Source organism: Amycolatopsis marina (genome assembly GCF_900111885.1).
Taxonomy (GTDB): Bacteria; Actinomycetota; Actinomycetes; order Mycobacteriales; family Pseudonocardiaceae; genus Amycolatopsis; species Amycolatopsis marina.
Genome location: NZ_FOKG01000004.1, coordinates 23,654 through 36,728, shown reverse-complemented (window position 1 = coordinate 36,728; position 13,075 = coordinate 23,654). Strand labels below are relative to the sequence as shown.

Genomic DNA, 13,075 nt, shown 5'->3' with positions numbered 1-13,075 from the left:
CATGTCTTCATCACGCGAGGACCGGATCGCGGCGCTTCCCGAGCATGTACGAAAGATGCTCGACAAGCGGCTCGCGGGCCGCTCCGCGAAGACGACAGTGGACCGGATTCCCACGGTGCCGAGGGAAGACACGCTGCCGCTCTCGTTCGCCCAGCAGCGGCTGTGGTTCCTGCACCAGTACGACCCGGAGGGCATCGAGTACAACGCGTCGGTCGGCCTGCGGCTTGCCGGAATGCTCGACCTCGACGCCCTGCGGACCGCCGTCGACGGCTTGGTCGCCCGGCACGAGGCGCTGCGAACGACGTTCGACACCGTGGACGGGGTGGGCGTGCAGCGCATCGGCCCGCCCACGCGCGTGCCGATGCCGCTGACGGATCTCTCCTCCGTCCCCGACCAGTCCGCTGAGCTGGATCGGCTCGCTCGTATCGAAGTCGCCGAGCCGTTCGATCTGCGGACCGGTCCGTTGGCCCGGTTCCAGGTGTGGCGACTGTCCGATGTGGAGCATGTCCTCGTACTGAGCGTGCACCACATCGTCACCGACGGATGGTCGATGGGGGTGCTGCTGCGGGACCTTACCTTCCTGTACGACGCGGCCGTGGGCGGTGCGTCGCCGGAACTTCCACCGCTGCCGGTGCAGCCCGCTGATTTCGCGGTGTGGCAACGGAACCGGTTCACCGAGTCGGCGCTGGCCGGAGACCTGGCCTACTGGCGCGAGCAGTTGGCCGGGATCACCCCTCTGGAACTGCCGACGGATCGGCCACGGCCGACGATCCGGACTACGAACGGAACGCTGCACGTTTCCCGGATCCCGGCCGACGTCACCGCTGGGCTGTCGCAGCTGTGCCGGGCTCGGGGGACGACCCTGTTCATGCTGGTCGTTGCCGCCACCAGCGCGTTGCTGTCCCGGTGGACGGGAACCACGGACATCGCGATCGGCGCGGTCTCCACCGGGCGTGGCCGGGCGGAGCTCGAGAACGTGGTCGGGGACTTCACCAACACACTCGTGGTCCGGTCCACCGCGGAAGACGCGTTCGACGACTACCTCGCCGAGGTAAAGCAGACGGTGCTGAACGCGTTCGCACACCAGGATGTGCCTTTCGAACAGCTGGTCGAGCAGCTCGCGCCGGAACGTGACCCGAGTCGTACTCCGCTCGTGCAGGCCCTTCTCGTCCTGCAGAACACCGGGATGGAGCTGCCCCGGCTGCACGGGCTGGAGGTCAGCGAGTTCCCCCTGCCCTGTCTGGCGGCGGCCTTCGATATCACCTTCGACTTCGCCGAGCGGGACGGCGAGATCGAACTGACCATCGAGTACAACAGTGACCTGTTCGACCCGGGGACGATCGAGCGGATCGCAGGTGGGCTCTCGCTGCTGCTTACCGGAATCGTCGCAGCCCCGGAAGCAGCGGTCGAATCGCTGCCCGTCGTCACCGCGGCGGATCGGTCGCTGCTGGCCGGATGGAACGACACCGCGGTCGCCCGGCCCGCCGATGGTCCGATCCATGCTCTGTTCGAGGCCCAGGTCGACAGGCGGCCGGATGAGATCGCGGTGCGGTGCGGTGATGCCGCACTGTCCTACCGGGACCTCGATGAACGGGCGAACCGGCTGGCCCACCGGCTGATCGAACGCGGTATCGGTCCGGATGTCCTGGTGGGTGTTCTCGCCGAACGCGGGGTGGATGCGGTCGTGGCGATACTCGCGGTGCTGAAGGCCGGTGGCGCGTACGTCCCGCTGGATCCGGGCTACCCGGCGGAACGCCTTTCGTACATACTGAGCGACAGCGCGGTGCCGATCGTGCTGGCGCAACGTCAGCTGACCGAGCGGTTCCCGTTCGACGACGCCGAGTTCGTCCTGCTGGACGAGGACTGGGAAAGTCGGCCTGCGCACCGGCCGACCAACACCGTCGGCCCGGGCGACCTGGCGTACGCCATCTACACCTCCGGTTCGACCGGTACGCCGAAAGGCGTGCTGATCGAACACCGCAACCTCGGGTACATCGCGCACGCCTGGGACGCGCTGTACGGGTTGACCGAGGCGCGGCCCCGGTTCATGTCGGTGTCCAGCCTTTCGGTCGACCTGTTCTTCGCCGACATGCTCCGGTCGATGTTCTTCGGTGGCACTTTCCTGATCTGCCCGCAGGACGTGGTCACCGAACCGCCCGCGTTGCTGGACCTGATCGAGCGGACCGGCGCGACCGGACTCGAACTCGTGCCGTCGCTGTTGCGGACACTGGTGCAGGAGGTGCGCGCGCGCGGCACCGCCTTCCCGCCGTTGGCGATCCTGTCGGTCGGGTCGGAAGGTTGGCGAGCCGCGGACTGCCAGGAACTGCTGGAGGTACTCGACACCCGTACGCGGGTCGTCAACGCGTACGGCGGAACCGAGGCCACGGTCGACTCGACCGTCTTCGTGCCTTCGCCGGAGAACCTCGCCGGTTTCTCGGTCGTGCCGGTCGGGCGCCCGCTGGCGAACACGAGGGTGTACGTCGTCGACGAGAACCTCCTGCCGGTTCCGGTCGGTGTCCCGGGTGAACTGTGCATCGCGGGCGACGGCATCGCACGGGGCTACCTGAACCGGCCCGAGCTGACCGCGGAGCGGTTCCTGCCCGCGCCCTTCGACCCGGGTGAGCGGCTGTACCGCACGGGTGACCGCGCTCGCTGGCTGGCCGGCGGTGAGCTGGAGTTCCTCGGCCGGGTCGACGAGCAGGTGAAGATCCGTGGTTTCCGGGTCGAGCCCGGTGAGATCGAGTCCGTGTTACTGACCCACGAATTGGTGCGCGAGTGTGTCGTCGTCGCGGACGAGTCCACTGGACGCCGCCGTCTCGTGGCATATGTCGTCGCCGAGGACCCCGACATCGCCGAGGTGCGCGGTTTCCTGGGTGGCCGTCTGCCGGACTACATGGTTCCGGCCGTCTTCGTCGTGCTCGACCGGCTTCCGCTGACTCCGGGTGGCAAGGTCGACCGGCGAGCCCTGCCTGCGCCGGAGGCAGGCGAGGCCACCGGATCCTATGTGGCGCCGAGTTCGCCGGTCGAGGAGGAGCTGGCGTCGATCTGGGCGTCCGTGCTCGGGGTTCCACGGGTGGGGGTGATGGACAACTTCTTCGAGCTCGGCGGCGACTCCATCCTGAGCATCCAGGTGGTGTCGCTGGCCCGGCGGGCCGGTTTGGTGCTGTCGTCGAAGGACCTGTTCGTCCGGCAGACAATCCGGTCGCTCGCCACGTTCGTGCGCTCCGGTGCACCCGAAGCGGTCCCGGTCGACGAGGGAGCGGTGCTCGGCCCGGTCGTGCTGACGCCGGTGCAACGGTGGTTCTTCGAGACGAACACGGTGGCTCCCTGGCACTACAACATGTCAATCCTCCTGGACGTCGCCGAAGGCGCGGACGAGACGGCATTGCGTCAGGCGGTCGACGCCGTCGTGGCCCACCACGACGCGCTGGAGATGCGCTACGAGCGCACCGGCGATGGCTGGCGCCAGTGGTGCTCCGGTGAGCGCTCGGCGACGTTCGAGGTCGTCGACGCAGACCGCCAGGATCTGGCGGCGACGGCCATCCGGGCCCAGTCGACCCTCGATCTCACCAAGGGTCCGCTGGTCCGAGCGGTGCTGTTCCGGTTCGGCACCGGCCGGGAGCAGTTGTTCCTCACCGTCTACCATCTGGTCGTCGATGGTGTCTCCTGGCGAATCCTGCTGTCCGATCTGGACACGGCGTACCAGCAGATCGTCGCCTGTGGACAAGCCGATCCGCAGGTCAAGACCACCTCGTTCCAGCGCTGGGCGGACCGCCTTGCCGAGCACGTGCGTACGGGCGGATTCGATGACGAACTGCCGTACTGGCGGCGACTCGACGACTTCGATCCGCGCTTGCCGGTGGACGCGGACGGCCCGAACCGGGCCGCGGGTGTGCGTACCGTTTCGGCTCGGCTCGGAGCCGAGACGACCGACACCCTGCTGCACGCGGCGCCCAGCGCCTACCACACTCAGGTCAACGATCTGCTGATCAGTGCGCTCGCGACGGTGCTGGCGCGGTGGACGGGCCGGAACCGGCTGCTGATCGGCATGGAGGGCCACGGCCGCGAGGATCTCTTTCCGGATGTCGATCTGTCGCGCACGGTCGGCTGGTTCACGACCCACTTCCCGGTGCCGCTGAGCGTCCCTCCTGACGACGATCCGTCCGAACTGATCAAGTCGATCAAGGAGCAACTGCGCGCGGTTCCCCGGCGCGGAATAGGGTACGACGCCCTGCGGTACCTGACCGAACAGGGACACGTGCTGGCCACGCAGGAACAACCGCAGATCAGCTTCAACTACCTCGGTCAGTGGGACACCGGTATCGCCGGCGACCTGTTCCGGGGCAGGCACGTCGGCATCGGCGACGACCACAGCAAGGTCGACCACAGGCAGTACCTGCTCGATGTCGCATGCAGTGTGGAGCAGGGCGCGCTGGAGTTCGTCTGGCTGTTCTCCAGCGAGATCCACCACGAGTCGACGATCCGGGGGCTGGCCGACGAGCTCGTAACGACGCTGCAGGAGCTCGTCGAGCACTGCGTCTCGCCGCAGGCGGGTGGGCGCACACCGTCCGACTTCCCGTTGGCGCGGCTCGACCAGGCAGCGGTGGATCGCATCGGGGACAACGTCGACGACGTGTACCCGCTCACGCCGACCCAGGCGGGAATGCTGTTCCACTCGTTGATGAACTCCGACTCCGGCGTGTACGTCGACCAGATGTCCTTCGTCCTCGACGAAGCCGACGACCCGGCGGCGGTGGCCGCCGCGTGGCAGGCCGTCGTCGACGGCACGCCGGTGCTGCGCAGCGCCATGCTGTGGGAAGGCGTGCCGGAGCCGCTCCAGGTAGTGCACCGGGACGTCCGCGTCCCGGCTGTCTACTTCGACTGGACCGGCCTTTCCGCCGATGAGCAGGAGGCCGAGGCACAGCGGTACCTTTCCGAGGACAGGGCGCGCGGCCTGGACTTGAGCCAGGCGCCCTTGCTGCGCCTGGCAATCGCCCGCATCTCACCCACGAGTGTGCGCGTCTTCCGCACCTCGCATCACCTGCTGCTCGACGGCTGGAGCACATTCCACGTACTGAGCGATCTGGTCGGTCAGCATTCGTTCCTGCGCGGGAAACGTGCTACCGCGCCGTCCGCACGCCCGCCCTTCCGCGACTACGTGGCCTGGCTGGCGGAACGCGATCGCACCGCGACCGAGCGACACTGGCGGAACATACTGTCCGGCCTGGACACCAAGACTCCACTGCCATGGGACCGACCGCCGGCGAAGTCGCACGCCGCGGCGGCGACCGCCTCGGTCAGGGTGACCCTCCCGGGCGGTGAGCTGGCCAGGCTGACCGACTTCGCCAAGGCGCACCGCCTGACCGTCAACACGATCGTGCAGGGGGCGTGGGCATTGCTGCTGTCGCGGTACTCGGGAGAGCAGGAAGTCTGCTTCGGAGCCACCGTGTCCGGGCGCCCGGGTGAGCTGCCCGGTTCGGACGACATCGTCGGCATGTTCATCAACACCCTGCCGGTCCGCGTCGGGGTCGACGGGAACCGGGATCTGGTCGGCTGGCTGCGTGACCTCCAGGCGGACCAGGTCGCTTCCCGCGAGCACGAGTTCGTCTCGCTCGCCGACCTCACGACGTGGAGCGATCTGCCCAACGGCAGCGCGCTGTTCGACAGCATCGTGGTGTTCGAGAACTTCCCCGCCGACACCGCGGCCGCGGCCGACGGCGGACTGCGGCTAGACGAGGTGCAGGGTGTCGAGAGCACGAGCTACCCGTTGAACCTGCTGGCGTATCCGGGTGAAGACCTGGCCATGATGATCACCTACGATCCCAGCCTGTTCGAAGCCTCGACGGTCGACCGCCTCGCCGAGCACCTCGCGCTCGTGCTGGGTGCGATGCCGCGGACGGCCGGCCGTGGAGTCCGCGACCTGCCCACGGCGACGCGGCGGGAACTCGACCAGTTCGCGGTATGGAACGCCACCGGCCATCCAGTCGAGGCGGCCACCCTGGTCGACCTGTTCGAGAGGCAGGTCGACCGGACACCGGAGGCGGCCGCGGTGATTTTCGAGGACACCGTACTGACCTACCGCGAACTCGACACTCGAGCCAATCGAATGGCGCGGGCACTGGCCGAACGCGGTGTCGGCCCGGAGCGGATCGCCGCGGTACTACTGCCCCGCGGGATCGACCTCGTGGTGGCGTTGTACGCGATTCACAAGGCAGGCGGGGCTTATCTGCCAGTCGACCAGGACCACCCGCAAGACCGGGTCTCCTTCATGCTCGCGGACGCCGAACCCGCCGTCGTGATCACCGATCGACCGCTGGCCTGCGAGCAACCCGTCGTCCACGCCCAGGACTTCGCGGAGTACTCCGGCGAGCGTCCGCACACTCCGCTGGACCCGGCCGCGCCCGCGTACGTCATCTACACGTCCGGCTCGACCGGAAGGCCCAAGGGCGTGGTGGTCCCGCACAGCGGAATCGTCAACCGCCTGGTGTGGATGCAGGCCGAATTTGGAATCGATGCGGATGACCGGGTGCTCCAGAAGACGCCGGCCGGGTTCGATGTGTCGGTGTGGGAGTTCTTCTGGCCGTTGCAGGTCGGGGCCGCGCTCGTCGTCGCGCGCCCGGATGGTCATCGCGATCCGGGGTACCTGGCGTCCCTGATCCAGCGGGAACAGGTCACCACTGTCCACTTCGTCCCGAGCATGCTGCGCGCGTTCGTGGCCGAGCCGGCGAGCGGGCACTGTACGAGCCTGCGCCGGGTGATCTGCAGTGGTGAGGCGTTGCCCGCCGAGCTGTGGCGGAGTTTCCGGGAGGTGCTGGACGCGCCGCTGTACAACCTGTACGGGCCGACCGAAGCGTCCGTCGACGTGACGTACCACCGGTGTGCCGCCGACGACGTGAACGGCACCGTCCCTATCGGACGTCCGGTGTGGAACACCCAGGTTCACGTTCTGGACGCCCAGCGGCGCCCGCTGCCCTTGGGTGCCAAGGGCGAGCTGTACCTCGGTGGCGCTCAGATCGCGCGCGGCTATCTCAACCGATCGGAGCTGACCAGGGAGAGGTTCATCGGGAGTGAGTCTTCCCGGCTCTACCGGACCGGCGACGTGGCGCGATGGCGCACCGACGGCGTGCTGGAGTACCTCGGCCGGGTCGACGACCAGGTCAAGATTCGTGGTTTCCGGATCGAGCTCGGTGAAATCGAGTCCGTGCTCACCGAACACCCGAGCGTGTCGTCCGCGGCCGTGGTGCTCAGCGCCGACCGGACCCGGCTCGTCGGCTACCTGGCGCCCGAGTACGTCGACGTCGGTACCGTGCGTGCTCACCTGGCGGACCGGCTGCCGGAGTACATGGTTCCGCCGTTGTTCGTGACGCTGGCCGAGCTTCCGCTGACGTCCAGCGGAAAGATCAACCGTCGCGCGCTTCCCGAACCCGTTGTGTCGCCTCGCTCGGAGGTTGCCCCTCGGGATGCGGTCGAGGAACGGCTCGTGCGGGTCTGGGCGGACACACTCGGCATCGAGGCGGTCGGCATCCACGACAACTTCTTCACGCTGGGCGGCGACTCCATCCGGTCGATCAGTGTGGCCGCGCGGACCGGGAAGGAGTTCGACGTCCGGGTCTTTCCGCGGGACGTGTTCGACGCGCCGACGGTGGCCGCCATGGCACAGGTCATCGCCGGGCGCGCCGGGACCCCGATGGACACCATCCCGGTCGGGCCAAGAAATGGTCTGCTGCCACTGTCCTTCGCGCAGCAGCGCCTGTGGTTCCTGTACAACCTGGAACCGGAGAGCCCGGAGTACAACGTCTCCGCCGGCTTGCGCCTGACCGGCCGTCTGGACGTGCCCGCCCTGCGCGCGGCGGTGACCACACTCGCCACCCGGCACGACATCCTGCGGACGATCTACGTCTCCTCCGACGGCGTCGGAGGACAGATGGTGCGTTCGTCAGAACGGCCGGAGTTCACCGTGCTGAGCGTGTCCACGGAGGACGAACTGAGGCGCCGCGTCGCCGAGGCGGCGTCCCGGCCGTTCGACCTGGCCACCCAGGCGGTCATGCGGGCATTGTTGCTCCGCGTTGCCGAGGACGATCACGTGCTCGTGCTGAGCATGCACCACATCGCCACCGACGGGTGGTCCATGGGCGTGCTGACCCGTGAACTGGCCTCCCTCTATCGCGGTGAATCCTTGCCCGAACCGGTCCTGCAGTACAGCGACTTCGCGGTGTGGCAACGGTCCGCGCTGGGTGAGCAGGTGCTGAGGCGGGACCTCGCGTTCTGGCGAGAGGAACTTGCCGACCTCACGCCGACCGACCTGCCGACGGACCGGATGCGGCGACCGATGAAGACCCATTCGGGCGCGCTGTGCTCGGCACACGTTCCCCAGGACGTAGTGACGCTGCTGGATTCCCTGTGCGCGAGCAACGGGCTCACGCTGTTCGTCGCCCTGGCGGCCGCGACCCAGGTGTTGCTCTCGCGCTGGTCCGGATCGCCGGACGTCACGGTGGGCACGGTCACCTCGGGCCGGGACCGCGCCGAGCTGACCGAGGTCGTGGGCTTCTTCGTCAACACGGTCGTGCTGCGCAGCCGCGTCGACGGCTCGGACTCGTTCGTCGACCTGATGGCTCAGGTCCGCGACACGGTGTCCCGTGCGTTCGACCATCAGAACGTGTCGTTCGAACGCCTGGTGGACGAGGTCGACGTGGCCCGGGACCCGAGCCGGACGCCGCTGATCCAGGCGATGTTGGTGCTGCAGAACGCGCCCATCGAGCCACCGGACCTGCCCGGGGTCCGGGTCACCGAGTTCCCGCCACCGTCCGTGGCCGCACAGTTCGACCTGAACATCGACTGCGCCGAGCGGGACGGCGGACTCGACGTGCTGATCGAGTACAACCCGGACCTGTTCGACGGCGAGACTGTCGAGCACCTGCTCGAACAGCTGACGACGTTGCTCGGCCAGATCGTGAACGATGCCGATCGCCCGATCGCCCACCTCAGCATGCTTGATGATGCGCGGAAGCGGCAGATCGGCGAATGGGGCGATGCGGAACGGGTTCCGGCGGCGGGCCGGGTGCACGACCTCGTGCACGAACAAGCCCTGCGGCAGCCGGACGGCGTGGCGATCGTCCAGGCCGATTCCGTCGTGACGTATGCCGAACTGGACGGGAGGGCCGACCGGCTGGCTCAGGGGTTGGCCGTGTCCGGGCTGCGGCCTGGGGCGATCGTCGAGGTGCGCCTGGCGCGCGGCGTGGAGCAGATCGTGGCGATGCTGGCCGTGCTCAAGGCTGGCGGTGCCTACCGAGTTGTCGAGACCGACGTTGCCCGGGCCGACTCCGGCGGGGTCCAGCCGGCCGGGGAGGTCGCGCCGGAAGGCACGGCCTGCGTGCTGGACGGGTCCGTTCCGGTGAGTCACGACGCGCTGGCCGGTTCGCTGGCCGGTGCCAGCGCCCGATTCGGCTGCACCGCGCAGGACGCCTGGTCGTACTGGCACTCGCCGTCGACCGACACCTCCCTGTGGGAGTTGTGGGCACCGCTGGTTTCCGGCGGACGAGTGGTAATCGGGGAGATTCCGGACGAGGTCACGATCCTCGGCCTGACGCCGACCGAGCTCCGCGCCCTGGCCCGCGCTGGTTTCCAACCGCCGAGCGACCTGCGCCTGATGCTGGTCTATGGCACGGCGCAGGCGGTGCCGTGGGATGTCCCGACGGTGTCGATCTGGTCCAGCCCACATACGGCGGGCGGTGCGCTGTATCGCGAGGCGGCCGCCGGCGATCGGATCCTGCTCGGAACGCCACTGCCCAATCGCACCGTCCGGGTGCTGGACGAGTGGCAGAACCGGGCCCCCGTGGGGGTTCCCGGGGATCTGCACGTGGACGGCGTGCGCGTCGGGGTCCGCGCCAGGTACCTGCCGGACGGCATGATCGAGGACCTCGGTTCGGTGACGAGGGTGCGGGGCTTCCAGGTCGACCCGCGCGCAGTGGAGGCCGTGCTGTGCCGCCACGCGAATGTGGACGAGGCCGCGGTGATCGCCTGGGACGACCATCTGGTGGCGTTCGTGGTCCCCGCGACGGGCTCGGCTCCCGACGATCTCACCGAGTACCTCGTGGGACGCGTTCCGGCGTACCTGATCCCGGCCGAGTTCCGGGTCGTCGACGTGCTCCCGCAGGCGACCGATGGCCGGGTCGACATCGCGGCGCTGCGGGAGGTCCCGGCCGAGCTCGGAGTGGACGACGAACATGTCGCGCCGCGGACCGAGGTGGAACGCAAGCTGGCGGAGATCTGGTCGGCCGTTCTCGGTGTCGAGCGGGTCGGTGTCCACGACAACTTCTTCGATATCGGCGGCGAGTCGGTCAAGATCATGCAGGTCGTGTCCCGGGTCAGGGCCGAGGGCTGGCGGATCACGGCTCGCGACCTCATGCTGCGCCAGACGATCGCGGCGCTGGCGCCGGTGGTGGAAACCGAGTCCGCGCCGACGTCACCCGCCGAGACCGAACACGTCACCGGCGCGGTGGAGCTCACGCCCATCCAGCACTGGTTCTTCGACACCCACCCGGTCGACCCCGGCCACTTCACCATGTCGGTGCTCCTCGAACTCGTCCCGGACGTGGACGAGACGGCGCTGCGGGCGGCACTCGTTGCCCTGCTGCACCAGCACGACACCTTGCGGGCGACGTTCCGGCAGGCGGGCGGCGAGTGGCACCAGCACATCCAACCGCCCGAGCCCGAGGTGGCGGTGCCGCGGGTCGAGGCCGACGGCACCGACGAAATCGACAGGATCGCCGGGCGTACCCAGGAATCCATCCAGCTGGGCGGCCCGTTGTTCCAGCCGGTGCTGCTCGTCCGCCAGGGCGAGCCATCCCATCTGCTGCTCACCGCTCATCACCTTGTGGTGGACGCGGTCTCCTGGCAGGTCCTGCTCGACGACCTCGACCAGGGCTACAGCCAGGCACGCGCGGGCAAACCGGTGGACCTGGGCCCGAAGTCGACCTCGTTCCAGCAGTGGGCCGCACGACTGCTGGAGCAGGCCAAGGCGGGCGGGTGGAACCACGAACAGCAGTACTGGTCCGGGATCGCGGACGCACCTCTGCCGGCCGATCTGACCGGCCAGAACACCGGGGCCTCGGCCGCGAGTGTGACCGCCGGGCTGGACGAGCAGGCAACGGATGCCTTGCTGCGGCGGATCCCCGGCAGGCACCGGGCCAGGATCGACGACGTCCTCGTCGCCGCGCTCGGCCTGGTGCTGTCCGAATGGAGCGGCCGGGAACGCGTGGTGCTCGGGATGGAAGGCCACGGGCGCGAGGACATCTTCGAAGACGTCGACCTGTCCAGGACCGTCGGCTGGTTCACCACGATCTACCCGGTCGAACTCACGATGCCGAAGGACGCGGACGTGACCGCGTTGATCCGTGCCACCAAACGGCAGCTGCGGGCAGTGCCGCAGCGGGGGCTGGGCTATGGCGTGCTGCGGTACCTCACCGGAACCGTGGCAGGGCGCACGCCACAACTGCTCTTCAATTACCTGGGTGAGGAGTGGATCGACGATGCGGGCTCGGGCCCCGCGCGCAAGCGGATCTTCGGAATCGGACGCGACGACAGCCCGGACGAGAACCGGCCGTTCGTACTGGACGTGGTGAGCAGCGTCGAGAACGGCAGGCTGCGGTTCTTGTGGACCTATTCGACATCAGTGCACCGGGAGACCACAGTGCGGTGGCTTGCGGACAGCCTGATCGGTGTGCTGCACCGGATCGCCGACGACCGTGGCGATGCCGGCCTCCTCCTGAGAAATGGGAACGTGTATGGGGACGACGACCACCGCTGAGACGCCGAGCAGCTATCCGCCGCTATCCCGAAACCGCAACTACATCCTGCTGTGGAGCAGCCAAACTCTCTCTGAGCTGGGCGCGTCGGCCTCGATCATAGCCTTTCCACTGCTGGTGCTGGCGATCAGCGGATCGGCCGTTGCCGCCGGCCTGGTCGGGTTCGCCAATGGGGCGGCCAGATTCGCCACCGGCGTTCTCGCGGGAGCGCTCGTCGATCGCTGGGACCGCAAGAAGGTTCTGGTGACCTGCGAGGTCTCCAGGGCGATCGCGTTCATCGGCCTGGTGATCGCGATCGCCACCGACCACGCGTCGGTGCCGGTGATCCTTTTTGTCGCCCTGATCGAGGGTATGTTCGCCACGTTGTTCGCGCCCGCGGAGGAAGCCACCCTGCCCAGACTGGTGTCCGAGCAACAGTTGCCGCCAGCTGTCGCCGGTATTGCCGCACGCGCGTATCTCGGCGCGACGGTGGGCCCGGCGCTGGGCGGTTTCCTGTTCGGAATCAACCGGATTTTTCCGTTCGTCGCGGACGCGATCTCGTATGTGGTGTCCACTGTCGCCGTGCTGTTCATCCGTGTTCCGCCTCGGGAGAAGACCAAGAAGCCGCTCCGCTCGATCCTCCCGGAGACACGCGTGGGGCTCGCGTGGGTCTGGAAACAGCCGAAGATCCGCGCGACCTTCTTCTCGCAGGTCGGGATCAGTTTCGTTTTCGCGGCCCTGTTCTTCGTCGTCATCGTCGTGGCGAATGCCAAGGGCGTGCCCGCCGGCGAGGTCGGCCTGATCGCGACAATGCTCGGAGTCGGCGGGCTCGCCGGGGCGTTCGTGGCGTCCCCGTTGCAGGCCAAGCTCGGTCCGTACCGGTCGATCGTGGCGCTCACCTGGCTGTCGGGCGTGCTGATCCCGTTGATCGCGGTGGTGCCTGCCGGGTACTGGTACGGCGTTCTGCTCGGGGTGATGGCTTTCCTGACGCCCACGGCGACCAGCAGCGTGCAGTCGTACCAGATGTTGTCCACGCCGGACGAGTTGCGCGGCAGGCTCAGTGGCACCGCGCACCTTTTCGGTGGCGTCGGCCAGTCTCTCGGGCCGCTGGCCGGAGGTCTGGTCGTGGCGGTGGATCCGACGTTGGCGGTCCTGGCCTGTGCCGCGATCATGTTGGTGATAGCGACCTCCGTCACCGTGAGCCCCAGCCTGCGTGACCTGCCGAAGGTGCTGGCCGCGCGGGAACTCGACGGCAACTGAGAATCTGCTGCGAAAGCAGCGAAAGGCCCTTG

Annotated in this window: 2 protein-coding genes; both read left to right on the top strand. The window is 68.3% G+C overall.

The annotated features are described in order from the left end of the window. Window position 1 precedes the first annotated feature (1 nt). Window positions 2-11,806, top strand: a complete 11,805-nt coding sequence (locus BM199_RS08110; protein ID WP_091671692.1) for a non-ribosomal peptide synthetase — start codon at window positions 2-4, stop codon at window positions 11,804-11,806. Then, entirely contained in the window at window positions 11,784-13,043 is a 1,260-nt protein-coding gene (locus tag BM199_RS08105; protein WP_177242519.1) for an MFS transporter, read from the top strand. The genes BM199_RS08110 and BM199_RS08105 overlap by 23 nt, the downstream gene beginning before the upstream one ends. Window positions 13,044-13,075 lie beyond the last annotated feature (32 nt).